The organism is Umezawaea sp., assembly GCF_057122925.1.
Map to the genome: position 1 here is coordinate 1 of NZ_DBNGPQ010000052.1, position 25,486 is coordinate 25,486.

Annotated in this window: 25 protein-coding genes; 17 read left to right on the forward strand and 8 right to left on the reverse strand. The window is 70.5% G+C overall.

Annotated elements, in window-relative coordinates; genetic code table 11:
* Window positions 1–364 precede the first annotated feature (364 nt).
* Window positions 365–1,252 (reverse strand): LysR family transcriptional regulator, encoded by an 888-nt coding sequence (locus AC156L_RS11110; RefSeq protein WP_330880698.1) that lies wholly within the window; start codon window positions 1,250–1,252, stop codon window positions 365–367.
* Window positions 1,253–1,308: 56 nt separating this feature from the next.
* Between AC156L_RS11110 and AC156L_RS11115 the strand changes: the two genes are divergently transcribed.
* Window positions 1,309–2,598, forward strand: coding sequence for an MFS transporter (locus AC156L_RS11115; RefSeq protein ID WP_330880541.1), 1,290 nt, complete (start codon window positions 1,309–1,311; stop codon window positions 2,596–2,598).
* Between the two features lie 1,382 nt (window positions 2,599–3,980).
* On the opposite strand, the gene glgA is transcribed toward AC156L_RS11115, so the two are convergent.
* A complete protein-coding gene (gene glgA, locus AC156L_RS11120; RefSeq protein ID WP_330880543.1) occupies window positions 3,981–5,138 on the reverse strand; it encodes a glycogen synthase in 1,158 nt (385 codons plus the stop codon).
* Window positions 5,139–5,251: 113 nt separating this feature from the next.
* Between glgA and glgC the strand changes: the two genes are divergently transcribed.
* Entirely contained in the window at window positions 5,252–6,466 is a 1,215-nt protein-coding gene (gene glgC / locus AC156L_RS11125) for a glucose-1-phosphate adenylyltransferase (RefSeq protein WP_259625262.1), read from the forward strand.
* A 130-nt stretch (window positions 6,467–6,596) separates the two neighbouring features.
* Here glgC and AC156L_RS11130 read toward each other — a convergent pair whose 3' ends face one another.
* Window positions 6,597–7,229, reverse strand: coding sequence for an O-methyltransferase (locus AC156L_RS11130; RefSeq protein ID WP_330880548.1), 633 nt, complete (start codon window positions 7,227–7,229; stop codon window positions 6,597–6,599).
* Between the two features lie 271 nt (window positions 7,230–7,500).
* On the opposite strand from AC156L_RS11130, the gene sigE reads away from it, so the two are divergent.
* The 4 genes from sigE (at window position 7,501) to tatB (ending at window position 10,776) form a co-directional block, all read left to right on the forward strand.
* Complete coding sequence (gene sigE, locus AC156L_RS11135) at window positions 7,501–8,106, forward strand: RNA polymerase sigma factor SigE (RefSeq protein ID WP_330880550.1); 606 nt, start codon at window positions 7,501–7,503, stop codon at window positions 8,104–8,106.
* Window positions 8,107–8,126: 20 nt separating this feature from the next.
* On the forward strand, window positions 8,127–8,735 hold the full coding sequence (locus AC156L_RS11140; protein ID WP_414720090.1) for an anti-sigma factor family protein: 609 nt from the start codon (window positions 8,127–8,129) through the stop codon (window positions 8,733–8,735).
* 86 nt (window positions 8,736–8,821) lie between these two features.
* Window positions 8,822–10,357, forward strand: a complete 1,536-nt coding sequence (locus AC156L_RS11145) for a S1C family serine protease (RefSeq protein WP_330880554.1) — start codon at window positions 8,822–8,824, stop codon at window positions 10,355–10,357.
* 44 nt (window positions 10,358–10,401) lie between these two features.
* Complete coding sequence (gene tatB, locus AC156L_RS11150) at window positions 10,402–10,776, forward strand: Sec-independent protein translocase protein TatB (protein ID WP_330880556.1); 375 nt, start codon at window positions 10,402–10,404, stop codon at window positions 10,774–10,776.
* A gap of 225 nt (window positions 10,777–11,001) precedes the next feature.
* Here the strand turns inward: tatB and AC156L_RS11155 are convergent, their stop codons facing one another.
* Window positions 11,002–12,147 (reverse strand): Mrp/NBP35 family ATP-binding protein, encoded by a 1,146-nt coding sequence (locus AC156L_RS11155; RefSeq protein WP_330880558.1) that lies wholly within the window; start codon window positions 12,145–12,147, stop codon window positions 11,002–11,004.
* A gap of 172 nt (window positions 12,148–12,319) precedes the next feature.
* Here AC156L_RS11155 and AC156L_RS11160 point away from each other — a divergent pair, with 172 nt between their 5' ends.
* The gene (locus tag AC156L_RS11160; RefSeq protein WP_330880560.1) at window positions 12,320–12,781 is read left to right on the forward strand and encodes a MarR family winged helix-turn-helix transcriptional regulator; all 462 of its coding nucleotides are present in this window, start codon (window positions 12,320–12,322) and stop codon (window positions 12,779–12,781) included.
* Complete coding sequence (locus tag AC156L_RS11165) at window positions 12,778–13,185, forward strand: NUDIX hydrolase (RefSeq protein ID WP_330880562.1); 408 nt, start codon at window positions 12,778–12,780, stop codon at window positions 13,183–13,185. The genes AC156L_RS11160 and AC156L_RS11165 overlap by 4 nt, the downstream gene beginning before the upstream one ends.
* Here the strand turns inward: AC156L_RS11165 and AC156L_RS11170 are convergent.
* The 4 genes from AC156L_RS11170 to AC156L_RS11185 all read right to left on the reverse strand — a co-directional run bounded on the left by AC156L_RS11170 (window position 13,180) and on the right by AC156L_RS11185 (window position 16,214).
* A complete protein-coding gene (locus AC156L_RS11170) occupies window positions 13,180–13,713 on the reverse strand; it encodes a DUF1003 domain-containing protein (protein ID WP_330880564.1) in 534 nt (177 codons plus the stop codon). The genes AC156L_RS11165 and AC156L_RS11170 overlap by 6 nt on opposite strands.
* Window positions 13,706–14,959 (reverse strand): magnesium transporter MgtE N-terminal domain-containing protein, encoded by a 1,254-nt coding sequence (locus AC156L_RS11175; protein ID WP_330880566.1) that lies wholly within the window; start codon window positions 14,957–14,959, stop codon window positions 13,706–13,708. Before AC156L_RS11175 ends, AC156L_RS11170 begins: the two co-directional genes overlap by 8 nt.
* A gap of 65 nt (window positions 14,960–15,024) precedes the next feature.
* Window positions 15,025–15,885: an aminoglycoside phosphotransferase family protein gene (locus AC156L_RS11180; protein WP_330880568.1), complete on the reverse strand. Its 861-nt coding sequence runs from the start codon at window positions 15,883–15,885 to the stop codon at window positions 15,025–15,027.
* Window positions 15,882–16,214: a hypothetical protein gene (locus AC156L_RS11185; protein ID WP_330880570.1), complete on the reverse strand. Its 333-nt coding sequence runs from the start codon at window positions 16,212–16,214 to the stop codon at window positions 15,882–15,884. The genes AC156L_RS11180 and AC156L_RS11185 overlap by 4 nt, the downstream gene beginning before the upstream one ends.
* A gap of 115 nt (window positions 16,215–16,329) precedes the next feature.
* On the opposite strand from AC156L_RS11185, the gene AC156L_RS11190 reads away from it, so the two are divergent.
* The 9 genes from AC156L_RS11190 to AC156L_RS11230 all read left to right on the forward strand — a co-directional run bounded on the left by AC156L_RS11190 (window position 16,330) and on the right by AC156L_RS11230 (window position 25,209).
* On the forward strand, window positions 16,330–17,289 hold the full coding sequence (locus tag AC156L_RS11190; protein ID WP_330880572.1) for an HpcH/HpaI aldolase/citrate lyase family protein: 960 nt from the start codon (window positions 16,330–16,332) through the stop codon (window positions 17,287–17,289).
* Between the two features lie 184 nt (window positions 17,290–17,473).
* A complete protein-coding gene (locus tag AC156L_RS11195) occupies window positions 17,474–17,647 on the forward strand; it encodes a hypothetical protein (protein ID WP_330880574.1) in 174 nt (57 codons plus the stop codon).
* A gap of 117 nt (window positions 17,648–17,764) precedes the next feature.
* Complete coding sequence (locus AC156L_RS11200; protein ID WP_330880576.1) at window positions 17,765–18,961, forward strand: acyl-CoA dehydrogenase family protein; 1,197 nt, start codon at window positions 17,765–17,767, stop codon at window positions 18,959–18,961.
* A gap of 86 nt (window positions 18,962–19,047) precedes the next feature.
* Window positions 19,048–19,590 carry a YflT domain-containing protein gene (locus tag AC156L_RS11205; protein WP_414720091.1) on the forward strand — a complete coding sequence of 181 codons (543 nt, stop codon included), beginning with the start codon at window positions 19,048–19,050 and terminating at the stop codon, window positions 19,588–19,590.
* Between the two features lie 203 nt (window positions 19,591–19,793).
* Complete coding sequence (locus tag AC156L_RS11210) at window positions 19,794–21,071, forward strand: ABC transporter substrate-binding protein (RefSeq protein WP_330880580.1); 1,278 nt, start codon at window positions 19,794–19,796, stop codon at window positions 21,069–21,071.
* The gene (locus AC156L_RS11215; protein ID WP_414720092.1) at window positions 21,068–22,018 is read left to right on the forward strand and encodes a carbohydrate ABC transporter permease; all 951 of its coding nucleotides are present in this window, start codon (window positions 21,068–21,070) and stop codon (window positions 22,016–22,018) included. The genes AC156L_RS11210 and AC156L_RS11215 overlap by 4 nt, the downstream gene beginning before the upstream one ends.
* Window positions 22,018–22,863 (forward strand): carbohydrate ABC transporter permease, encoded by an 846-nt coding sequence (locus AC156L_RS11220; protein WP_330880582.1) that lies wholly within the window; start codon window positions 22,018–22,020, stop codon window positions 22,861–22,863. Before AC156L_RS11215 ends, AC156L_RS11220 begins: the two co-directional genes overlap by 1 nt.
* Window positions 22,864–22,870: 7 nt before the next feature.
* Entirely contained in the window at window positions 22,871–24,058 is a 1,188-nt protein-coding gene (locus AC156L_RS11225; protein ID WP_330880584.1) for an ABC transporter ATP-binding protein, read from the forward strand.
* Between the two features lie 260 nt (window positions 24,059–24,318).
* Window positions 24,319–25,209: an SDR family NAD(P)-dependent oxidoreductase gene (locus tag AC156L_RS11230; protein ID WP_330880586.1), complete on the forward strand. Its 891-nt coding sequence runs from the start codon at window positions 24,319–24,321 to the stop codon at window positions 25,207–25,209.
* Window positions 25,210–25,486: the final 277 nt, after the last annotated feature.

A 25,486-nucleotide genomic window follows, 5' to 3' on the forward strand; every position in this document is an offset into this window, starting at 1 on the left:
GCCGCCGCCCTCTCCGACGGGCAGGCGGCGTTCTGCGCTGCCGGAAAGCCGCAGCACCTCACCACACGGCGCCAACAACCCCCGCCGACCGCCCAACCGACCGGCGTCCCGAGCGGGGCCAACCGACCGGTGTCCCGAGCAGGGCCAACCGACTCGGGCCAAGCCCAGCCCTCTCCCTGCCCCCGATCCGAAGCGCCCTCACGGCCGGCCGTGCCGTGTCAAGGCATCTTTCCAGCCTTGACACGGTGCGTACGGCCATGAAGACAATCACGCGAGCGGGGGGAGGATCGCCCACGCCCACGCCCACGCCCACAGCCGGAGCCGGAGCCGGAGCCGCAGCCGGAGCCGCAGCACCTGCCCTCCATCACCGAGGGATCCGCTCCTCCGCATGTCCCCGAAAGGCCACCACGGCGGGCGGCAGCGGAATCCCGGCCCGCCAGGCCAGCGCGAACGTCCGAGTAGCCCGAGGCGTGATCGGCAGCTCCACCACGTCCGGAGCGGCCACCACCTCCGCCCGCGTCAGCAGCGCCACCCCCAGCCCCGCCCCGACCAACCCGCGCACCGTCTCCATCTCCTGCCCCTCGAACGTCACCCTGGGCACGAACCCGGCCTCCGCGCAGAGGTCGTCCGTGATCTGCCGCAGCCCGTACCCGTGCTCCAGCACCACGAAGTCCTCGTCGGCCAGTTCGGCCAGCCGCACCCCCGCCCGCCCGGCCAGCCGGTGCCCGGCGGGCACGACCAGCACCAGCTCCTGCTCGTGCAGCAGCACGGCCTCGAACTCCGGCGCCACCGGTGGCGGCGCCACCAGTGCGAGGTCGATGTCGCCGCGGGCCAGTGCGTCGAGCACCACCTGCCGCGAGTTCTGCACCAGCCGGAACCGCACGTGCGGGTGGGCGGTCCGGAACCCGCGGACGAGTTCCGGCACCAGCGACCGCCCCAGCATGTGCAGGAACCCCAGCACCACCTGCCCGCGCTCGGGGTCGACCTCCTCGGCGGCCGACCGCCACCCGGCCTCCAGCACGGCCATGGACCGCTCGGCGGCCTCGGCCAGCAGCCGTCCGGCGCGCGTCAGCCGCACCCCGCGCCCGGCCCGCTCCACGATCGGCGCACCCAGCTCGTCCCCGATCGCCGCCAGCCACCGGCTGACGGTCGGCTGCGGCAGTCCCACGACCTCGGCCACGCGGGTCACGTGCTCCTCGTGGGCGAGGGCGCGCAGCACGGCCAACCGGGGAGCCAGCGACATCTCATCCATCACCGTATGGATTTTGGCAGAATTCCGTATTGGACGCATGGGTTAGCGTCGAAGACGTGACACGCAGAAGGCGAATCACGCTCGCCGCGACCGCAGCGGGACTGGGCTCGTTCGCACTCCTCTACGCCCCCCAACCGGTGCTCCCGCAGCTGGCGGCCGAGTTCCACCTGACCCCCGGCGGCGCCTCGCTGGCCATCAGCGCGGCAACGGGCGCGCTCGCCCTCGTCGTGGTCCCGATCGCGATGCTCTCCGAGCGCGTCGGCCGCAGGCGGGTCATCGTGGCCGCCGTGGCCGCGGCTGCCCTGATGGCCCTGCTCCTGCCGTTCGCCCCGACCTTCTCCGCGCTGATCGCCCTGCGGGTCCTCCAGGGGGTCGCCGTGGCGGGGGTGCCCGCGGTGGCGATGGCGTACCTGGCCGACGAGGTGGGTCCGGCCGGGGTGGGAGCGGCCATCGGCGCCCTCATCGCGGGCAACAGCGCGGGCGGCATGATCGGCAGGCTGGTCGCCGGGATCGGCGTCGACTGGCTGGACTGGCGCGGTGCGCTGGCCGCCGTGGCCGGCTTGGGCGTGGTCTGCGCCGCGGTCGTCGCCGCCACCCTCCCGCCGGACAGCCGCAAGCCCACCAGGGTCCCGCGCGGCCTCCGGACGGCGCTGGGCGACCGGGTCCTCCTCTGCCAGTACGCCATCGCGGCGCTCGCCGTGGGCGCGTTCATCTCCCTCTTCAACGTGATCGGCTTCCGCCTGGCCGCTCCGCCGCTGGAACTCCCCGCGCGCTTCGCGGCCCTCGTCTTCCTCGCCTACGCCGCGGGCGGCGTCTGCTCCGCCGTCGCAGGCCGCCTGGCCGACCGGCTGGGCCGGGCACGGGTCGCGCTGGCCGCGCTGGGCGTGGCGGCGGGCGGAGCCCTGCTCACGCTGCCGGACTCGCTGGTCTTCGTCGCCGCGGGCCTGGCCCTGTTCACCGGCGGCTTCTTCGCCGCGCACTCGGTCGCCAGCGGCTGGGTCGGCGCGCGGGCGCCGTCGAACGCGAAGGGGCAGGCCTCCGGTGTGTACCTGTTCGCGTTCTACGTCGGCAGCAGCGCGGGCGGCACGGCGGGCAGCGCCGTGTTCGGCGCGTGGGGCTGGGGTGCGCTGGTGGCCGCCGTCGTGGGCTGGCTGGCCCTGGCGGGCGTGGCCGTGCTGGTCGCTCAGAAGTCCAGCGGCACGGTCACGGGTCCGTCGAGCGGCCGGATCGACGTCGAGCCCGCGATCGGCAGCGCCACGTCGCCCTCGGTCAGCTCGAGGGTCGCGGACTTGAGCTGCGCGGGCACCTCGACGACCAGGGCGACCGGGAAGACGCCGCCGTCGTAGCGGATGCCGACCTGCGGCGCCTCGGAGCCGTCCGGCAGCCGGACCGTGAACATGCCCTTCGTCAGGTCACCGCCGACGGTGTCCGGGAAGCCGTCGCCCCTGGCGCTGATCCGCAGCTCCAGCAGCGCCTTGTCCGGCGCGGACGCGGTGGCCACCTGGTAGTCGCCGTTGACCTTCACCGGGCGCTGGCGGCCGAGCCGCACGCCGAGCACCTTCAGCTCGCCCGCCTTGCCGCCGACCTCGATCCTCTGCTTGCCGTCGACGGACTTCCCCGGCTGGGCGTTCCGGCGCAGCACGGCGGGGATCTCGGTCGTCGCCCGGCCCGACGGCATCTCCACCCGCTGCTCCAGCGACTTCGTGCCGATGGTGTTGAGCGCGAGCACCTCGCCGCCCTGCGTGCCGGTCGCGACGGTGTAGACGACGAACACCGTGTCGTTCTCCGGCAGCCGGTCGGCGGGCAGCTGCTGCCGCCTGCCGGGCAGCTCCAGCGCCAGCTCCGACGGCTGCGGCGTGTAGCCCTGCCACGGGAGCTGGTCGAACGCCGGGTCGGTCGAGAGCAGGCGCTCGACCTTGAGCCGCAGCACCCGCAGCTGGAGACCGGGACCGGGCTTGAGGACGGTCTTGCCCTCCGGGAAGCTCTCCGGCGAGCCCCAGCCGGTCGCGGTCGCGCTGAGGAGGTCGTCGCGCACCTTCAGGTCGTTCGCGTCGGAGAGCCCGAGGTCCTCGTTGGACTTCTCGTGGTCGTCCGGCAGCACGGCCAGGAAGTCCGGACCCGCCTCGGTGCTGGTCGTCTCCTCCTTGTTCGGGTCGGTCTCGGTGCCGTCCGAGCGCACCAGCGAACCGACCGGGGAACTGCGCGTGCCCTGCTCGGGGATCTGCGGCGGCTGCACCTCGAACCGAGCGCCGTCGGACTCCTGCCCGGTCTCCTTGAGCGGGACGGGCACCCAGTCCGCCGACGCCGCGGTGCCCGGCACCTGCACCGGGCCGCACCACAGCCTGGTGTCGACCTCGGTGTCGGCGTTGGTGCGGGCGAACCAGCAGTCGACCGGCTTGCTGCCGGTGCGGGACACGTAGCCGAAGTTGAGGGTGAACGTCAGCTCGGCCTCGGCCTGCGACTGGAGCAGCTCACCGTCCAGCACCGCCTTGCCGCCGATGGTGAGCTTCTCCGGCTCGGGCGCGCTCCGGGCTGGAGGGGTCGCGCAGCCCGCCGCAGCGAGGGCCACGGCGACCAAGCCCAACGAGACGCGTCCGAAACGCACAGCGGGTACCCCCGGTAGATGGGTGAAAGTCCTACTACCGGTTTAAAGGCGGTTACTGGACGTCGCGGTTGCACTCGGACGAGTGTGACTCAGCTCACGTTTTAAAACTCGCTGGTGAGAGGTCTAAATGTGAAGAGCCTCTCGGTAGACCTCTACCGTCTGCTCGGCCACGGTCGACCACGAGAACTCGTCGACCGCCCGCTGCCTGCCCGCCGCGCCGAACGCCGCGGCCCTCGCAGGATCCGCCAGCACCTCGTTGATCGCGTCCGCCAGCTCGGCCCGGTACTTCGACGTGTCCGCCTCGTCGTAGTGCACCAGCAGGCCGGTCCTGCCGTGGTCGACGACCTCCGGGATGCCGCCGACGTCCGACGCGACGACCGCCGTGCCGCACGCCATGGCCTCCAGGTTCACGATCCCGAGCGGCTCGTACACCGACGGGCACACGAACACCGCCGCGTGGCTGAGGATCTGCCGCACCTCGGCGGGCTGGAGCATCTGCTGGATCCAGAACACGCCCGAGCGCACCGCGGCCAGCTCGGCGACCGCGAGCCGGGTCTCCTCGGCGATCTCCGGGGTGTCCGGCGCGCCCGCGCACAGCACGACCTGGGCCTCCGGCGCGATGTGGTGGGCCGCCGCGACCAGGTGGCCGACGCCCTTCTGCCGGGTGATCCTGCCCACGAACGCGACGATCGGCCGGTCCGGGTCGATCCCGTGGCGTTCGAGCGCGTCCGTCTCGGTCACCGGGTGGTAGGCCTCGGTGTCGATGCCGTTGCGCACGACGTGCACGCGGGCCGGGTCGAGGTCCGGGTAGCAGGCGAGCACGTCCAGCCGCATCCCCTCGCTGACCGCGATGATCGCGTCCGCCGCCTCGTACGCGGTCTTCTCCACCCAGGACGAGACCCGGTAGCCGCCGCCGAGCTGCTCGGCCTTCCACGGCCTGCGCGGCTCCAGCGAGTGCGCCGTCACGACGTGCGGCACGCCGTGCAGCAGCTTCGCCAGGTGACCGGCCATGTTCGCGTACCAGGTGTGCGAGTGCACCAGTTCGGCCCCCGCCACCGCCGCGGCCATCTCCAGGTCGACCGACAGGGTCCGCAGCGCCGCGTTCGCGCTGTCCAACCCCTTCGCGGCCTCGTGGGCGTGGGCGTCGGGCCGTGGACCGCCGAAGCAGTGCACGTCGACGTCGATCAGCTCGCGGAGGCGGGGAACCAGGAATCCGACGTGGACTCCGGCTCCGCCGTACACCTCCGGGGGGTACTCCCGTGTCAGCAGTCCTACTCGCACGGGCCTCACCGTAACCCCGGAAGTGGGGCAGCCGGGTGAACGGACCCGGAAAACGTGAGATCCGCCGCGCCGCACCGTTGGTGGCCCCGCTTCCGCACCGTTAGGGTCAGGGCGTGAAAGGGCAGCCGCACGTACTCGGAATTGTCCTGGCAGGCGGGGAAGGGAAGCGGCTCTGGCCGCTGACAGCCGACCGGGCCAAACCCGCGGTGCCGTTCGCGGGCAACTACCGCTTGGTCGACTTCGTGCTGTCCAACCTCGTCAACGCGGGAATGGTCAAGCTCTGCGTGTTGACGCAGTACAAGTCGCACTCGCTCGACAAGCACATCTCCACGACGTGGCGGCTCTCGAACGTCCTGGGCCAGTACGTGACGCCGGTCCCGGCCCAGCAGCGGCTCGGCCCGCGCTGGTACACCGGCAGCGCTGACGCGATTTTCCAGAGCCTCAACCTCGTCCAGGACGAGAAGCCGGACCACATCGCGGTCTTCGGCGCGGACAACGTGTACCGCATGGACCCCGGCCAGATGCTGGAGCAGCACGTCGACAGCGGCGCGGGCGTCACCGTCGCGGGGATGCGCGTGCCGAGGGCCGAGGCGAAGGCGTTCGGCTGCATCGACTCGGACTCCACCGGGCTGATCACCCAGTTCCTGGAGAAGCCGTCCGACCCGCCGCACGTGCCGGACGACCCCGAGGTCACGTTCGCGTCGATGGGCAACTACATCTTCACGACCGAGGCGCTGCTCGACGCGCTGCGGTCCGACGCCGCCAACCCGGACTCCGACCACGACATGGGCGGCGACATCATCCCCATGCTGGTCGACGCGGGGAAGGCGCACGTCTACGACTTCGCGGACAACGTCGTGCCGGGCGAGAGCGAGCGCGACCGCGGCTACTGGCGCGACGTGGGGACCATCGACGCCTACTACGAGGCGCACATGGACCTGGTCTCCGTCCGCCCGGTGTTCAACCTCTACAACCAGGCGTGGCCCATCCGCACCGCCACCCCGCCGCTGCCGCCCGCCAAGTTCATCGCGGGGGGGAGCGCCGAGGACTCCATGGTCGGGCCCGGCTCGATCATCTCCGGGACGATCCACGGGTCGGTGATCAGCTCGGACGTGGTCGTCGAGGTCGGGTCCGTCGTGCAGGGGAGCGTGCTGCTGCCGGGCGTGCGGATCGGCAAGGGCGCGGTGGTCAGGAGGGCCATCCTGGACAAGAACGTCGTCGTCCCGGACGGGGCCCTCATCGGCGTCGACCAGGCGATGGACCGCCAGCGCTACACGATCAGCGCCGGGGGCGTGACGGTCCTGGGCAAGAACGTGAGGGCCGAGTAGGGCCCACCCCCCGCCGATCCACCCGCGAGGGCGCGTCGGCAGGTCGGTCACCACCTCCTCGGCGTCGGCGGCGAAGCCCCCGGCGTCGAGGAGGTCGGGGGGCCGAACCGCCGACTCCGGACGGCCGGTGTCACCGCTTCTTGGCGGCGACCAGCAGACCGTCGCCCAGGGGCAGGAGCACGGGGACGAGCCTGTCGTCCTCCCGGACCGAGCGCGCCACCTCGCGCATGGCCGTCGTGTCCTGGTCCCGGTTGCTCGGGTCCACGACGCGGCCGTCCCACAGGACGTTGTCGAACGCGATCACGCCGCCCGGCCGGAGCAGGCGGACGCCCTCGTCCAGGTAGCGCGGGTACTCGGCCTTCGCGCCGTCGACGAACACCAGGTCGTAGGCGCCGTCGGTCAGCCGCGGCAGCACGTCCAGCGCGTGACCCATGATCAGCCGCGTGCGGCTGACCTGGACCTTCGCCTCGGTGAACGCCTTGCGGGCCGCCCGCTGGTGCTCCGGGTCGACGTCGATCGACGTCAGGACGCCCGCCACGGGCATCCCGCCGAGCAGGTAGAGGCCGCTCACCCCCGCGCCCGTGCCGACCTCGACGACCGCCTTGGCCTGGAGCGCGGCGGCCAGGAACCGCAGGGCCGCCCCGCCGCCGCTGCCGATCGGCACGCAGCCCAGTTCGACACCCCTGCTCCGGGCGGCCGTCAGCACGTCGTCCTCGGGGAGGAAGTGCTCCACGTAGTCCCGAAGCGGCGAATCCGGTGTCACAAGGCAGGAGGTTAGCGCCGCAAGGGGTGAAATCGGGTGAACCCGCCGTGAAGTGCGCCGCCGTTGCGCGCCGGGATCCACCCGCCAGGGTGTCATCCGGAACCCGGATGGGTACATCCCGATTCTCAGCGTGCTCTCAGGGGACTCTCACGATGGTTATAAGCAAGACCGGCACGCTGGTGTCAGATCAGAACACGGGAACACTGGGAACCGAACCTACGTTGACCTGTGCACAGGGCTAGCCAGCCCACTGGAGGTGCTTCACCGCCCGATGCGCACGCAGCCGACTTCGCCGGTGGCGTTGTCCCCCGCCGCCCCCACGCCGACCGTCGCCACCATCGAGTCGGCGGACTGGACGCCGCCCTCATGGGACGAGGTCGTCCGTGAGCACGCCGACCGGGTGTACCGGCTGGCCTACCGGTTGACCGGTAACCAGCACGACGCCGAGGACCTCACCCAGGAGACGTTCATCCGGGTGTTCCGCTCGCTCGCCTCCTACAAGCCGGGCACGTTCGAGGGTTGGCTGCACCGCATCACCACCAACCTCTTCCTCGACATGGCGCGCCGCCGCTCGCGGCTGCGCATGGAGGGGCTGCCCGAGGACACCGACCGGCTCGCGGGCGACGACCCGAGCCCCGAGCAGGTCTACTCCGACACCCACCTCGACCCCGACCTCCAGGCCGCTCTCGACGAGCTGCCGCCGGAGTTCCGCGCCGCCGTGGTCCTGTGCGACGTCGAAGGCCTGTCGTACGAGGAGATCGGTGCCACCCTCGGGGTGAAACTGGGTACCGTGAGGAGTCGGATCCACCGGGGCCGCCAGGCCCTGCGGTCCGCGTTGGAACGCCGTCGGGAGCAAGTGCTGGAGGACTCTGCATGACCGACCTGCGAGGTTGGGGATTGTCGGAGCAACACCTGCTGCCCGACGTGGTGGTGGCCTTCGTCGACGGCGAGCTGTCGTCCACGGCGCACGGCCGGGCCACCGCGCACCTGGCCCGGTGTCCGCTCTGCTCGGCTGAAGCCGCCTACCAGCAGCAGGTCCGCCTCGCGGTCCGCGCCGCCGGGATGCCCAACTGCGCATCGGGGTTCCTCGACCGGCTGCGGGCCATCCCGCAGGAGGTCGACCTGCCCAGCGCCCCGGACGGCCTCGCCGTCACGGAGGACGGGCAGCTCGTGACGGTGCTCCGCCCCGACCGCGTGCCCGCCGGTTTCGGCACCGGTCCCGTGCTCGGCGAGTCGAGGCCGCTCGGCACCGGCTCCTCGGTGCTGGGGCGCTTCGGCGCCCGGCGCGCGCGCAACAGCGCGGGTGCCGTGGTGTCCGGTCTGGTGCTCGGAGCGCTGGTGCTGGTCGCGCCGGTCGGGGAGACCTCACCCGAGGCCCGGCCGACGCCCTCCCTCGATCCGGGGACACCCACCGTCGCGGTGCGGCCCGCGCCCGCCGTGGGGCCGCTCCAGCACGACGAGAACGCCCGCCTTGACCTGCTCCGATCCGTCGCCAACGGGCGTTGAGGACCCGCGTACGCGGACTTCACCGGGCACCAGGCAGGCTTGCCCCCACAGCGTGAGCCAGTCCAGGCGGAACCATTCGGGGAGCGATGAGCCAGCCAGAGCAGGGCAACGGTCGGACGCCCGCGACCCCGGTGTCGGGGGTCGACGACGGGGAACACCGCAGGCTCGCGCCGCGTCCCCTGGACCGCCCCGCCGTCGATCCGTCGCTCACGGCCGCGTTCGGTCGCCCCCAGGGCGTCGACACCGCGTTCGACGCGCGGCGCCCGCCGCTCAACGGCCAGGTGCCCATGGCCCCGCCCCCGCCCGAGGCGCTGTCCACGGCGTTCGGCAGGCCCGTCGGCGGCGACGACCTCAAGCTCCAGCGGCCCCCCGGTGCCGACCACGCGGTCGACCCGGACATCGACCCCGTCTTCTGGGACGGCAAACCCGCCGGCGACCCGTGGCGCGATCCGGGTTCCGGTGCCGTGATCGGACCGCCCGCCGTGGGCGAGAAGTCCTCCGGCCCCTCGTCCGCGAAAGCCGCACCCGGTCCTCAGCTGAGCGTTCCGGAACTGCTGTTCGGCAGGCGGGTCAAGCCCGTCGGCCTCGTCCTGCTGCTGGTGGCCGCCCTCCTGGTCGGCACCGCCGGCGGACTCGTCGGCTGGTTCTTCGGCAGGGCCGGGAACCCGCTGACGGACGGCGGCGTGACGCTGGCCGAGGTGAAGCCCGCCAAGGAGCGGCCGGTCGGGTCGGTCTCGGACATCGCGAACCGGACCACGCCCGGTGTGGTGTCGATCGAGTTCAAGGGGTCCAACGTCGCGGGCGTCGGCTCCGGCGTCGTGATCGACGGCGAGGGCTACATCCTGACCAACGACCACGTCGTCGCCCCCGCCGTGCAGGACGCGTCGGCGAAGCTGACGGTCGTCTTCACCGACGGCAAGAGGGCCGTCGCCCGGATCGTGGGGCGCGACTCGAAGACCGACCTCGCCGTCATCAAGGTCGAGGTGACCAACCCGACGGTGATCCAGTTCGGCAACTCCGACGACCTGGAGGTCGGCGACTCGGTCATCGCGATCGGATCGCCGCTGTCGCTGTCGAACACCGTGACGCAGGGGATCGTCAGCGCGTTGAACCGACCCGTGACGGCCGCGGGGGAGAACGGCGGACCGCAGGTCACCTACGACGCGATCCAGACCGACGCGGCCATCAACCCCGGCAACTCGGGCGGCGCGCTGGTCGACTCGTCGGGCGCGCTGGTGGGGATCAACTCCTCCATCCAGACCCAGACCGGCAACTCCGTGGGGCTCGGGTTCGCCATCTCCGGCAACTACGCGCGCAAGATCTCCGAGGCGCTCATCCAGACCGGCGAGGTCAAGCACGCGGACATGAACGTGAACGCGCGGTCCGCGTCCGCCGAGACCGCCGAGGGCGCTCAGGTGCAGAACGTGCCCGCTGGTGGGGCCGCCGCCGCCGCCGGGATCGTCGAGGGCGACGTGATCACCCGCGTCGGTGACCGGATGGTGCGCAACGCGGCCGAGCTGACGGTGGCCGTGCGGGAGCACGAGATCGGGGAGACGGTGCCCGTCGTGCTGGCCCGGCAGGGGCGCGAATTGACGCTGCAGGTCACGCTCAAGTCGGACTGAGCTGCGGCTAGTCTGGCTTCAGGGCTAACGGTGGAGGCGCCGACGTGTTCGACAGCATCGGGTGGGTGGAAATCCTCATCATCATCGTCGCTGGGCTGTTCATCCTCGGGCCTGAGCGGCTGCCCGAGGCCGCGGGCTGGGTGGGGCGGACGATCCGGCAGGTGCGGGACTACGCCACCGGTGCTCGGGAGCAGCTGAAGCAGGAGATGGGGCCGGAGTTCGAGCAGTTGCGCAAGCCGTTGGAGGATTTGCGGGAGCTGCGCAGCTTCGACCCGAAGAAGGCTGTGACGAAGCACCTCTTCGACGATGCTCCGGCCGAGTCGAGCAAGCCGAACGGGTATCCGGTTGCTTCGCCCGCTCCCGTGGAGAGGCCGTTGAACCCAGGGGAGCGGGCTCCTTACGATCCTGACGCCACGTGAGGTGGCGTTTTCGCGGGATCGGGTAGCTGCCGGTCCCGGCGTGGTGGCCGATTTGACTCGGGGGGCCCTGGATTCGCCCCTGTGATCGGCTGAGGGCAGGTGGTGACCACCTGCCCGATCCACCGGGGCAAGGGGCGAATCCCCCGAGCAAAATCGGCCACTGCTGTCGGGAAGGCCGTGGCTCTCGTTCGTCGTGGGTACTGAGGGTGTTCGTTGCCGGGCTGGCTATCGGCCTGCTGGGGTGACGTTCAACAGCCTGCCCGCCAGTCCACGTGACCGTACTGAGAGCTTCTTCGCCACCTCTGCCAGTACTTTTGCTGCTGCCGAGTCCGGGTGCGCCAGGACGATGGGGGTGCCTTCGTCGCCCTGTTCGCGCAGGCGGGGGTCCAGGGGGACCTGGCCCAGCAGGGGCACTTCCGAACCCACCGCCTTGGTGAGGGAGTCTGCTACCGCTTGGCCGCCGCCTGAGCCGAAGACGTCCATCTTCGAGCCGTCCGGCATTTCGAGCCACGACATGTTCTCCACCACGCCCGCGATTCGTTGGCGGGTTTGCAGTGCGATCGAGCCCGCTCGTTCCGCGACCTCCGCCGCCGCCTGCTGGGGTGTCGTCACCACGAGGATCTCGCCGTTGGGGACCAGCTGGGCCACGGAGATCGCCACGTCGCCGGTGCCCGGCGGGAGGTCGAGGAGCAGGACGTCCAGGTCGCCCCAGAAGACGTCCGCGAGGAACTGCTGGAGTGCGCGGTGGAGCATGGGGCCGCGCCAGACCACCGGGGCGTTTCCGGGGGTGAACATGCCGATGCTGATCAGCTTCACCCCGTGGGACTGGGGCGGCATGATCATTTTTTCTACCTGCGTTGGCCTGGCGTCGGTGCCGAGCATGCGGGGGATCGAGTGGCCGTAGATGTCGGCGTCGACCACGCCCACCGAGAGGCCTCGGGCGGCCATGGCCACGGCGAGGTTCACCGTGACGCTGGACTTGCCGACGCCGCCCTTGCCGGACGCCACGCAGTAGACCCTGGTGAGCGAGCCCGGCTGGGCGAAGGGGATCACCGGTTCCTCGGTGCCGCCGCGCAGGTTCTTCCGCAGGTCGGTGCGCTGCTGGTCGCTCATGACGTCCAGTTCGACCGCCACGTCGGTGACGCCGGGGAGGGCGGTCACCGCGGCGGTGACGTCCTTGGTGATCTTGTCGCGCATCGGGCAGCCCGCGACGGTCAGGTAGACGCCCACGGCGACCGCGCCATCCGGTGACACGGTGACGTCCTTGACCATCCCGAGTTCGGTGATGGGGCGCCTGATCTCGGGGTCCTGGACTCCGGACAGCGCCTTTCGGACCTCATCGGCGGTGGGGGTGGTGGGCGTGGTGGTCACGGGATCGAGCACCGACCTTCGTGGACTGGTGATGGTCTTGCCGGGAAACGTCTGCCGACGTCTGGACAGCCATGCTACGGCGACGGGGGATGCCTCCAAGCTACCGGTCGGTCACCTACCAGTGCGGGGGCAGCGGTGAGGTGGTCCAGTGCTTTCCGTAACATCCGGCTCCGTGCCGGAATCGGGTAGTGCCCGGTTGCCCAACCACGTCGAGCTCGTGGTGTGGCAATCGTTCCTCCGCGCGCATGCCCGCATCACTCGGACCCTCGAGGCCGAGCTGATCGCTGAGCAGCGCTTATCGCTCGCCGCCTACGACGTGCTGGTCCAACTGGCCGAAGCGCCGCACCACCGGCTGCGCATGACCGAGTTGGCCGACGCCGTCCTGCTGTCCCGCTCGGGGGTGACGCGGCTCGTGGACCGACTGGAGCGGGCCGGTCTGGTGGGGCGGGAACGGGCCGACGGCGACGGGCGGGGCATCGTCGCCGTGTTGACACCGGCGGGCGAGGAGCGGCTCCGGGTCGCGTCCGGCACGCACCTCGCCGGGGTCGCCCGGCACTTCGCCGGGGGGTTCTCCGAGGTCGAGCTGGAGGCGTTCGGCGTGACGTGCCGCAGGCTCGCGGACGAGAACGCGTGACCGCGCCGGTCATCTCGGTGGTCGGGCTGGTGCACGTGCGGGACGGGCGGTTGCTGGTGGTGCGGTCGCGCACCAAGGGGGCGTTCTACCTGCCCGGCGGGAAGCTCGAACCGGGGGAGACGCCCGAGCAGGCGCTGCACCGGGAGGTGCGGGAGGAACTGGGCGTGGGGCTGGTCGACGTGGCCCCGCACCGGCGGTACCTGGAGCCCGCGTACGGCGAAGGACCGGACACGCTGGTCGACATGGCCTGCTACACCGGCGAGCTGGACGGGCGGCCGGTGCCGAGCGGGGAGATCGCCGAACTGCGGCTCGTCACGGCCGCCGAGTACGCCGCGCACCCCGAGACGGCACCCGCGATCGTGCGGCTGCTGGCCGACCTGGTGTCCGCCGACCTGGTGTCATGACGGGACGTCGTTCCAGCGCGGGTCGTCCCTGAGCACCTCCGGTGACGGGTTCTTGCGGCGCTGCTTGGCGTTCTCCCGGAACACCCGGTCCAGCTCGCCGCGCAGGAAGTCGCGGGTCGCGACCTCGCCGAGCGCCAGCCGGACCGCGGCCAGCTCCCGCGCCAGGAACTCGGTGTCGGCCTTCGTCTGGGCCGACCTCGCCCGGTCCTCCTCCAGCGACACGCGGTCGCGGTCGTCCTGGCGGTTCTGCGCCAGCAGGATCAGCGGGGCGGCGTAGGCGGCCTGCGTGGAGAACGCCAGGTTCAGCAGGATGAAGGGGTACGGGTCCCAGCGCAGCGACACGGCGAACAGGTTCAGCGCGATCCACGCGATCACCAGGAGCGACTGCCAGAACAGGAACTTGCCCGTCCCGAGGAAGCGCGCGAGCCGCTCGGAGACGCGGCCGAACGCCTCGGGGTCGATGGCGAACCGGAACCTGCCGGTGCGCTTGGGCTGGTCGAGTCGGCGACCCGGTGGCAGTTCAGGCATGGGAGAGCCCCGTTTCGCGCCAGTTGTCCGGCAGCAGGTGGTCGAGCACGTCGTCCACGGTGACCGCGCCCAGCAGGTGGTCGGTCTCGTCGACGACGGGTGCGCAGACCAGGTTGTACGCGGCGAAGTAGCGGGTGACCTCGGCCAGCGACGCGTCCGGCCCCAGCCGGGCCAGGTCGGTGTCGAGCACGCCCGCCACCAGGTCGAACGGCGGTTCGCGCAGCAGCCGCTGGATGTGCACGCAGCCGAGGTAGCGGCCGGTCGGGGTCGCGGTCGGCGCGCGGCAGACGAACACCATGCTCGCCAGCGCGGGCGTCAGGTCGGGGTTGCGGACGCGGGCCAGCGCTTCGGCGACCGTCGCGTCCGGGGCCAGCACCACCGGCTCCGGCGTCATCAGACCGCCCGCGGTGTCGAAGTTGTACTCCAGCAACCGCTTCACCGGCTCGGACTCCTCCGGCTCCATCAGCCCGAGCAGCCGGTCCTTGTCGAACTCCGACAGCTCGGCCAGCAGGTCGGCCGCGTCGTCCGGGTCCATCGTCTCCAGGATGTCGGCGGCGCGCTCGTCGTCGAGGTAGGCGAGGAGGTCCTTCTGGTCCTCCTCCGGCAGTTCCTCGATGACGTCGGCGAGCCGCTCGTCGTCCATCGCGTCCGCGACCTCGTACCGCCGCTTGGCGGGCAGGTCGTGCATCGTCGTCGCCACGTCGACCGCCCGCATGGTCTCGAAGACCGCCAGCAGCTGCTGCGCGCCCTGCGGCTGCCCGGCCAGCTCGGACACGCTGACGCCGCTGATCTCCTCCCACCGCAGGACCTGGAGCGGACCGCGCCGCGCCAGCCTCCCGGTGCGCTCCCGCACGGCGACCTTGACGACCCGCCAGTCCCTGGTGCGCGTCGGCTCCATCGCGGCGTCGACCAGCACCGCCGGACTGCCGGAGTCCAGGGAGACCCGCGCGTCCAGGAGCTGCCCGACCACCAGGACCTCGTTCGCGCGCTGGTGGAACCGCCGCAGGCTCACCGACCCGGTCGCCAGCGTCACGGCGTTCGGCTCGATCGAGTTCACCCGCAGCATCGGGACGAAGATCCGCTGGCGGGTCGCCAGTTCGACGACCATGCCGAGCACTCGGGGAGGCTGCCGGTCGATGCGCAGGCCGATGACGATGTCGCGGGCCTTGCCGATGGATTCGCCGTCCGGTCCGAAGACCGGGAGACCGGCGAGCTGAGCGGCGAAAACCCTGTTCACGGCAACCACGTCGCCAGGTTAGCCGTCGCGGGGGGAAAGCGCGGCTTCCGCCACCGCGTCCCTCCACAGTGGCCTCAGGGCCGGACGAGCCGCTCCGCCAGCGCCCGGCACGTGTCGCGGAACCCGGTGTCGCCCACCCTCAGCGCCCACAGCTCACCCTCGACCGCCCGCACCAGCCCCCACGCGCGGGCCCGCTCGACGTCGAGCCCCCCGATGTCGGCCAGCGCCCGCAGCCGGTCCCACGTCCCGCGGTGCCCGTCCATCTCGCCGAACCTGTTCCACAGCAACGGGAGCACGCTGAACTCGGGGTCGCCCGCGAGCGGCTTCGGGTCGATCATCAGCCACGGCGCGCGGTCGCCCGCCAGCACGTTGCCGTAGTGCAGGTCGCCGTTGACCAGGGTGCGGCCCGCGTCGGCCGTCAGGTCGCGGACCAGCGCGACCGCCGCGTCCAGCAGCGGCGCGGGCACCGGGTGGCCGTGCGCGGCGTTGTCGGCCGCGAAGTCGCGGAAGCCGACCGGGCCGACCTCCGGCGGGGCCGGGAGGCGCAGGTCGCGCAGCAGCCCGCCGGTCACCTGCACGGCGGTCTCGACGGGGGCGGTCATCAGCGTGCGGGTGTGGTCGAGGCGTTCCAGCAGCAGCGCGCCGTGCTCGTCGTCGTGCTCCAGCAGGCGGACGACGCCCCGGCCGTCCCACAGGCGCAGGGCCAGCGCCTCGTGCTCGGTCTCGGTGTCCCGCCAGGTCAGCTTCAGCGCCGCAGGCGTCCCGTCGGCCCGGCGCACCGGCAGGACGACCGCCACGTAGCCGTTCAGCAGGGCTCCGTCCGGGGCCAGGCGCCAGCGCGCGCAGAACTCCGTCGCCAGCTTCGGCAGCGTTCCGACCCATTCGGGGGCGCCCTCGCCGAGGCCGTCGCCGAAGCCCTCCGGCACGGTGATCACGGCAGGTCCAGGCGGTAGACCCCGGTCCACGTCGCCGGGCCGTTGAGCCTGGCCGCCCGCAGCGCGGCCTCCACGTCCCCGTCCGGTTCGACGAGGTGCGCCACGGCCGGGGTCTCCAGCAGGAAGGAGTGCGTGGTGGGCGAGCGCACCGTGATCGTGACGGGCTGACCGTCGGCCAGTCCCGGCACCTCCTGGTCGCCGCCCACGGCGACCCACACGGACCCGTCGCGCCACAGCGCCCACACGAGCCGACCCCTCCGGCCGGGCACCGCGACCCACAGCGCGGCGGCCTTGCGCAGGGCCGCGTCCATCACCTGTGCCGTCTCCACCGATCAAGCGTCCCACGGACCTGTGAATCGTGACTCAGTGCCGGGCGGCGCCAGTTCGGTCGTGCCACGGTGGGCGCCTACAGGTTGTTACCGGCTGGTACGAGGAGGTACCCCAGTGGTCGATCAGCAGCGTCCCCGTCGCTCGTGCCTCGCTGTTCCGGGGTCTAGTCAGAAGATGATCGACAAGGCGCGCACGCTGCCCGCGGACCAGGTCTTCCTCGACCTGGAGGACGCCTGCGCGCCGCTGGCCAAGCCGGACGCCCGCAAGACCATCGTGGCCTCGCTCAACGAGGGCGGCTGGGGCGACAAGACCCGCGTCGTGCGGGTCAACGACTGGACCACCGAGTGGACCTACCGGGACGTGACCGAGGTCGTCGAGGGCGCGGGCGCGAACCTCGACTGCGTCATGCTGCCGAAGGTCCAGACGGCCGAGCAGGTCCACGCCCTCGACCTGCTGCTCACCCAGATCGAGAAGACCATGGGCTACGAGGTCGGCGGTATCGGCATCGAGGCGCAGATCGAGAACGCGCAGGGCCTGGTGAACGTCAACGCCATCGCCACGGCGTCCCCGCGCGTCGAGACGATCATCTTCGGACCGGCCGACTTCATGGCGAGCATCAACATGAAGTCGCTCGTGGTGGGGGAGCAGCCGCCCGGCTACGACGTCGGCGACGCCTACCACCACATCCTCATGCAGATCCTGATGGCCGCCCGCGCCAACGACCTCCAGGCGATCGACGGCCCGTACCTCCAGATCCGCGACGTCGACGGCTTCAAGCGGGTGGCGGGCCGGTCGGCCGCGCTGGGCTTCGACGGCAAGTGGGTCCTGCACCCCGGCCAGATCGACGCGGCCAACGAGACCTACAGCCCCTTGCAGGAGGACTACGAGCACGCCGAGAACATCCTCGACGCGTACGAGTACTTCACCTCGGAGGCGGGCGGACGGCGCGGAGCGGTCATGCTCGGCGACGAGATGATCGACGAGGCGTCCCGCAAGATGGCCCTCGTGATCTCGTCCAAGGGCCGTGCCGCGGGGATGGAGCGCACCTCCCCGTGGAGCCCGCCGGAGGCGTGAGAACTCCCCGTTCCGGGTTCGCGATCCGGGCCCGGAACGGGTGTTAGCCGTTGTGGCGCAGGTCATCACCACCACTACTCGCGAGTACGGCGTCGTCACGGGTTGCGTCCGCTTCAGGTGAGTCGGCGCACAAAACGGCCCGCGGAGTGGCGATCCGAGGGGGCCTGCTGGGCAGACTGCCGGTATGTCACGAGCACGTCACGCCCAGGCCCGGCAGGGGTTCCGCCTGTTCCGCAAGCGCAAGGACGACCTGCTGGAGCGCAGCATCCGCACCTGCCCCGGCTGCGACGCCGCCGTCCACGTCTTCGCCGACGTCTGCCGCCACTGCGGTGGCGCGCTGGAGGTCTTCGCCGCCTGACCCGCACCTCGGAGGCCTTTTTCGGTTCAGGGGGTGGGGTGGGCCACCTTGCCGGCGCGAACGGGCGTTAACCGGTCCATACTCACCGGTAACCCAAGGCTACGAAGGGAAAGTGCGATGGCGCGCCTGGCCCAGACCGCTGGACTCACCGACATCCAGGAAGAGATCCTGTCGACCGTCCGGACCTTCGTGGACAAGGAGATCATCCCGCACGCCCAGGCGCTGGAGCACGGCGACACCTACCCGGCGGACATCGTCGAGGGCATGAAGGAGATGGGCCTGTTCGGGCTCACCATCCCCGAGGAGTTCGGCGGGCTCGGCGAGTCGCTGCTGACCTACGCGCTGGTGGTCGAGCAGATCGCGCGCGGCTGGATGAGCGTCTCCGGGGTGATCAACACGCACTTCATCGTGGCGCACATGCTGAAGCAGCACGGCACCGAGGAGCAGAAGGCCCGGTACCTGCCGCGCATGGCCACGGGCGAGGTGCGCGGGTCGTTCTCCATGTCCGAGCCCGAGCTGGGCTCCGACGTCGCCGCCATCCGCACCCGCGCCGCCCGCGACGGCGACGACTACGTGATCAACGGCCAGAAGATGTGGCTGACCAACGGCGGCAGCTCGAACCTCACGGCCGTCCTGGTGAAGACCGACGAGGGCGCGGACAAGGCGCACAAGAACCTCACCGCGTTCCTGGTGGAGAAGCCGGAGGGCTTCGGCGAGGTCGCCCCCGGCCTCACGATCCCCGGCAAGATCGACAAGATGGGCTACAAGGGCGTCGACACCACCGAGATGGTGTTCGACGGCTTCCGGATCAGCCCCGAGCAGGTGCTCGGCGGGCAGACCGGCCAGGGCTTCAGCCAGATGATGGACGGCGTCGAGGTCGGGCGGGTCAACGTGGCCGCTCGGGCGTGCGGGATCGCCATCCGGTCCTTCGAGCTGGCGATCGAGTACGCGCAGCAGCGCAAGACGTTCGGCAAGCCGATCGTCGAGCACCAGGCCATCGCCTTCAAGCTCGCCGAGATGGCCACCAAGGTCGAGGCGGCCCACCTGATGATGGTCAACGCCGCCCGCCTGAAGGACTCCGGCGCGCGCAACGACGTCGAGGCCGGCATGGCGAAGCTGATCGCCTCCGAGTTCTGCGCGGAGGTGACCCAGGAGGCGTTCCGCATCCACGGCGGCTACGGGTATTCGAAGGAGTACGAGATCGAGCGCCTGATGCGCGAGGCGCCGTTCCTGCTGATCGGCGAGGGCACCAGCGAGATCCAGAAGACGATCATCAGCCGGGGGCTGCTGCGGGACTACCGCACCCGCGGCTGACGATCACGATCGCGTCTTGTTCGGCGAACCCGCTTCGCGCTGTTTGCCCGGTGTTGGCAGGATGGGGTGATCAGCACCGCGAAGAGGTGGTCACCTTGACGAGTCAGTTCTCCGGTCAGAACCGACCAGGGGTTCCACCCCGGTTGCCCACGCCGCCAACCGGCTGGCCGATCGGGTCCTACGCCACCTACGAGGAGGCCCAGCGCGCGGTCGACTTCCTGGCCGACGGCGACTTCACGGTCCAGGACGTGACGATCGTCGGGGTCGACCTGATGCTGGTGGAACGGGTGACGGGCCGCCTGTCGTGGGGTCGCGTGCTGGGCACGGGCGCCGCGTCGGGCGCCTGGTTCGGCCTGTTCGTCGGCGTCCTGCTCAGCCTGTTCAACAGCAGCCCCGGAGCCAGCGCGGGGCCGATCCTGGTCGGGCTCACGATCGGCGTGGTGTTCGGTCTCGTGTTCGCCGCCGTCGGGTACGGCTCGACGCGCGGCAAGCGCGACTTCCAGTCCGCGAGCCAGCTCGTCGCGGGCCGCTACGACGTCCTGTGCCAACCCCGTTCGGCCGAACGGGGGCGCGACCTGCTGGCCAAGCTGGCCATGCGCCCGGTGGGGCCGAAAGACTCGAAAGATTAGGGGTTTAGCGGCACTCTTGATCGGGTAGAGGCTGCTCGCGACTGAATCGTTGCCTCCTTTGGTTGCGGCTCGTGATCACCAGGCCTAGGTTTCTTCCACCGGTCCACGGGCTGCGACTGCAGTCCGGGGCCGGTTGGGCACGACGGGGTGCCGGACCCAGCGAGTCTGGCTCCTCCGTGGTTTGTCGGAAGGAGGCAAGGCCGATGAGGGACGTCGACCGGTCAGGTCGTAGCCGAAAACCACGCCATCGGATCGCCGCGGCTCTGGGGGCCGCGATCGTCGCGGCTCCGGTGCTCGTGGCATGCGGGTCCAGCGATGGCGGGGTCACCATCAACGTGTACAAGTACCCGCAGGAGAGTTTTCAAAAGATCGTCGACCAGTGCAACTCGAAGTCCGGCGGTCGCTACGACATCGTCTACCACAAGCTCCCGCGCGAGGCCGACGGCCAGCGCGAGCAGATGGTGCGGCGGCTGGCCGCCGAGGACACCAGCATGGACGTGCTGGGCCTCGACGTCACGTGGACCGCCGAGCTGGCCAAGGCGGGCTGGATCAAGGAGTTCACCGGCTCGGCGAAGTCCGAGGTGGAGGACGGGACGCTCCAGACACCCCTGGACACCGCGCGGTACGAGGGCAAGCTCTACGGGGCTCCGGACAACACGAACGTCCAGCTCCTCTGGTACCGGGGCGACCTGGTGCCCACACCGCCGAAGACCTGGGACGAGATGATCCAGATGGCGGAGCAGTTGCAGTCCCAGGGCAAGCCGGGGCTGATCGAGGGCCAGGGCAAGCAGTACGAGGGCCTCGTCGTCCTCTACAACACCCTGGTCAACTCCGCTGGCGGCAAGATCCTCGACGAGAACGGCACCAAGGCGATCGTCGACGACGGCGCCGTGAAGGCGTTGGAGACGTTGAAGAAGTTCGCGACGTCCAGTGTGGTCGACCCGTCGTTCTCCAACGCGGCCGAGGACGACGCGCGGCTCGCGATGGAGGCGGGCAAGGCGGCCTTCATGCTGAACTGGCCGTACGTCTACGCGGCGGGCGCGAAGAACCCCGACTACATCAAGAACCTGAAGTGGGCGCCGTACCCGTCGGTCGGCAGCGGTGACTCCAAGGTCACCGTCGGCGGGATCAACTACGCGGTGAGCAGCTACACCGAGCACCCGGACGAGTCGTTCGACGCGGTGACGTGCCTGCGCAGCGCGGAGAGCCAGAAGTACGCGGCCATCAACGACGGTGTCCCGCCGACCATCGAGTCCGTCTACGACGACCCGGAGATGGCGAAGCCGTACCCGATGAAGGACGCGATCCTGGAGACGTTGAAGACCGCGAGCGTCCGCCCGCGGACCCCCGCGTACCAGAACGTCTCCACGGTCATCTCGACCATCCTCTCGCCGCCCGCGAGCATCGACCCGCAGGCGACGGCAGACCGCCTGCGCTCCGAGCTCCAGGACGCGCTCGACTCCAAGGGGGTGCTGCCGTGAGCCAGGCGACGACCGAGAAGTCCGGCGCGGCGGTGAAGGCCGCCGAGCCCAAGAAGAAGGTGGTGCTGAGCGAGGGCAAGAAGGCCGAGCGGAAGCTCGGGCTGCTGCTCTGCGCACCCGCCGCGATCATCATGATCGCGGTCACCGCGTGGCCGATCATCTACTCCGTCTACCTGTCGCTCCAGCGCTACGACCTGAAGTTCCCCGACCGGCAGGAGTTCGTCGGGCTGGACAACTACGTCACCGTCCTCTCCAGCCCGTACTGGTGGAACGCGGTGTGGGTGACGGTCGTGCTGACGGTCGTGTCCGTCGTCATCGAACTGGTGCTGGGCATGGCGCTGGCGCTGATCATGCACCGCACGCTGGTCGGCCGCGGCGTCGTCCGCACGTCGACGCTGATCCCGTACGGCATCGTCACGGTCGTGGCGGCCTTCTCGTGGCGGTACGCGTGGACGCCCGGCACCGGCTACCTGGCCGAGCTGATGGGCGGCGACCCCGTGCTGACGGAGAAGATCCCGGCGCTCGCCGTGGTCATCCTGGCCGAGGTGTGGAAGACGACGCCGTTCATGGCGCTGCTGCTGATGGCGGGCCTGGCGCTCGTGCCGGACGACCTGCTCAAGGCCGCGGCCCTCGACGGCGCGTCGGGCTGGCAGCGGTTCACCAAGGTGATCCTGCCGCTGATGAAGCCCGCGATCCTCGTCGCGCTGCTGTTCCGCACGCTCGACGCGTTCCGCATCTTCGACAACCTGTTCGTGCTCACCGGCGGGTCCCAGGGGACGTCGTCGGTGTCGATGCTGACGTACAACAACCTCATCAAGGGGCTGAACCTCGGCATCGGTTCGACGATGTCGGTGCTCATCTTCATCGCCGTCGCGATCATCGCGTTCATCTTCATCAAGCTGTTCGGCACGGCTGCCCCTGGTAGCGACGACGGGGGGAAGCGCTGATGGCGGGCATCGGTGGGGCCGAGACGACGGCCAAGAAGACCCGGTGGGGCATCCTCAACGCGATCGTGGTCATCTACGCGCTGTTCCCGGTGCTGTGGATCGTGTCGCTGTCGTTCAAGTCCAAGGAAACCCTGGCGGACGGCAACTTCATCCCGCGCGACTGGACGTTCGACAACTACTCGAACATCTTCGCCACCACGGAGTTCGTGCGGGCGCTGGCGAACTCGATCGGCATCGCGCTGATCGCGACCGCCGTCGCCGTCGTGTTCGGCACGATGGCGGCGTACGCCATCGCCAGGCTCGACTTCCCCGGCAAGTCGCTGCTCGTCGGCGTCTCCCTGCTGATCGCGATGTTCCCGCAGGTGTCGCTGGTGTCCCCGCTGTTCGAGATCGAGCGCTCGCTCGGCCTCTTCGACACGTGGCCCGGCCTGATCCTGCCGTACATCACGTTCGCGCTGCCGCTGGCGATCTACACGCTGTCGGCGTTCTTCCGGGAGATCCCGTGGGAACTGGAGAAGGCCGCCAAGATGGACGGCGCCACCCCGGGGCAGGCCTTCCGCAGGGTCATCGCCCCGCTGGCCGCGCCCGGTGTGTTCACCACCGCCATCCTGGTGTTCATCTTCTGCTGGAACGACTTCCTGTTCGCGATCTCGCTGACCTCGACCGAGAAGTCGAGGACGGTCCCCGTCGCGCTGTCGTTCTTCACCGGCAGCTCCCAGTTCGAGGACCCGACCGGCTCGATCGCCGCGGCCGCCGTGGTGATCACGATCCCGATCATCCTGTTCGTTCTGTTCTTCCAGCGCCGAATCGTCGCGGGGCTGACCTCCGGCGCCGTCAAGGGGTGAGTTGCACATGGCCGAAATCGTTCTGGACAAGGTGACCAAGAAGTACCCGGACGGTGCCCTGGCCGTCCAGGAGGTGGACATCGAGATCGCCGACGGCGAGTTCATCATCCTGGTCGGCCCGTCCGGCTGCGGGAAGTCCACCACCCTCAACATGATCGCCGGGCTGGAGGACATCACCACCGGCGAGCTGCGCATCGGCGGCGAGCGCGTCAACGAGCGCGCGCCGAAGGACCGGGACATCGCGATGGTGTTCCAGTCCTACGCCCTGTACCCGCACATGACCGTGCGGGAGAACATGGCGTTCCCGCTGCGACTGGCCAAGGTGGACGACGCGACCGTCGAGAAGAAGGTGAACGACGCCGCGGAGATCCTCGACCTCGGCCAGCACCTCGACCGCAAGCCGTCCAACCTCTCCGGTGGTCAGCGGCAGCGCGTCGCGATGGGCCGGGCGATCGTCCGCAGCCCCAAGGCGTTCCTCATGGACGAGCCGCTGTCCAACCTGGACGCGAAGCTGCGCGTCCAGATGCGGACCTCGGTGTCGCGGTTGCAGAAGCAGCTCGGCACGACCATGGTCTACGTGACGCACGACCAGACCGAGGCGATGACGCTCGGCGACCGCGTGGTGGTCATGCGGGGCGGCGCGGTGCAGCAGATCGGCGCCCCGCAGTACCTCTACGACCACCCGGCCAACCTGTTCGTCGCCGGGTTCATCGGCTCGCCGTCGATGAACTTCGTCCCGGCCGGGCTGGAGGACGGCGTGCTGCGCTCGCCGCTGGGCGACGTGCCGCTCAGCGACCGCGTCCGCCGCATGGCCGAGGCCGCCGACGCGCCCCGCGAGGTGATCGTCGGCATCCGCCCCGAGCACTTCGAGGACTCGCGGCTCGTCGAGGAGCACCAGCGCGGCGGCGGGCACACGTTCACCAGCAACGTCGACGTGCTGGAGTCCATGGGCTCGGACAAGTTCGCCTACTTCACCCTCTCCGGTGAGCAGGCGACGTCCGCCGAGCTGGCCGAGCTGGCCGCCGACTCGGGCACGGCCGACGCGGGGAGCAGCGCGGGCGTCCCGCTCGTCACCCGCATCTCCGCGGCCTCCGGGGCCAAGGAGGGCGAGCAGGCGGAGATCTGGTTCAACGCCGACAAGGTGCAGCTCTTCGACCCGGCCACCGGCCGGAACCTCACGTTTTCCGAGGACTAGTCCGAATTAGTTGTCGAAACAAGGAAAGCGGGTCACTCACGAGTGGCCCGCTTTCTCTTTGGTGAACTCTGCGTCACGGTCGGTTACTGACTAGTCGCCTTCACTAGCCCGGACGAAGATCCCACGGCCATTCAGCGCAGCCCGACGACTTCTCGTCGAAACCAGAGCGGGACACCTTCGGAACCGGCTCACGCTGGTCGAAGGCGGAAACATCCCGGCTGGGTTTTCGTCGGGGAACCGGGACGAGAGTTGGGCGCGCTATGGGGATTCTTGACGGAAAAGTAGTGGTCATCACGGGGGCCGGCCGAGGTCTGGGTGAGGCCTACGCGATGCACGCGGCTCTGGCCGGTGCCTCCGTGGTGGTCAACGACAACGACGGTGACCTGGCCGAACAGGTCGCGAAGCACATCAGGGACCACGGCGGCACGGCGGTGGCCAGCACGCACACCGTCGCCGATCCGAGCGAGGCCGAGAAGATCGTGGGTCTCGCCCTTTCGGAATTCGGCAGGCTCGACGGTCTGGTGAACAACGCGGGGTTGAACTACGAGACCCACCCGTGGGAGGACGACCCCGAGACGATCCGCCAGGTCGTCGAGGTGAACCTCCTCGGGGTCATCTACACCGGCATGGCCGCCATGCGCGCCATGCGCGAACACGGCGGCGGCGGGTCGATCGTGAACATCTCCTCCGGCGCTTTCCTGGGCCAGCGGAAACTCGCCACCTATTCCGCGACCAAGGGCGCCGTGGCGTCCCTCAGCTCCTCGTGGGCACTGGACCTGGAGGGCGAGGGGATCCGCGTCAACGCGGTCTGCCCGGTCGCGCACACGAGGATGGTGTGGAAGTCCGAGCGGTCCCTGCGGGCGATCCCCGCCGACCGCCTGCCGGGCAAGGTCGCCCCGCTGGTGATGTTCCTGCTGTCGGAGGCCTCGGTCGGCATCACCGGGCAGATCATCCGCTGCAACGGCCGCCAGCTGCACCTGGTCGGGCACCCGTACTTCAAGCAGCCGATCCTGGAGAGCGACACCTGGGACACCGCGAGCGTCGAGCGGGCGTTCACCGGGGTCTTCCAGGCCCACCTGGAGCCGTTCGGGCTGGAGAAGCGCATGCCGCCGCGGCTGCGCGAGATCGTGGAGCCGTCGCAGACGGCGTGAGCCGAACGGGGTGCGCCGGACCGTTCGGCGCACCCACCCGACCAGCCCGGCGGGTCGGCGCGGGAGGGACCGCGACCGCCGTGCGGTCGGGCCTGGTGGCTTCGGTGCCGGGCTCCGGGACCGCTGGTCCACATCGGTCAGCGGGACGCGCCGCCGTCACCGTCGGTGAGCACGGCGGCCGGGCCGAGGTCCGGGTGGGCAGGTCGGACCACGGGTCCAGCCCGTCGTGCTCGGGCGGCCGGACACGCGCCCGGTGGCCGCGCTCCACGTCCGCAGG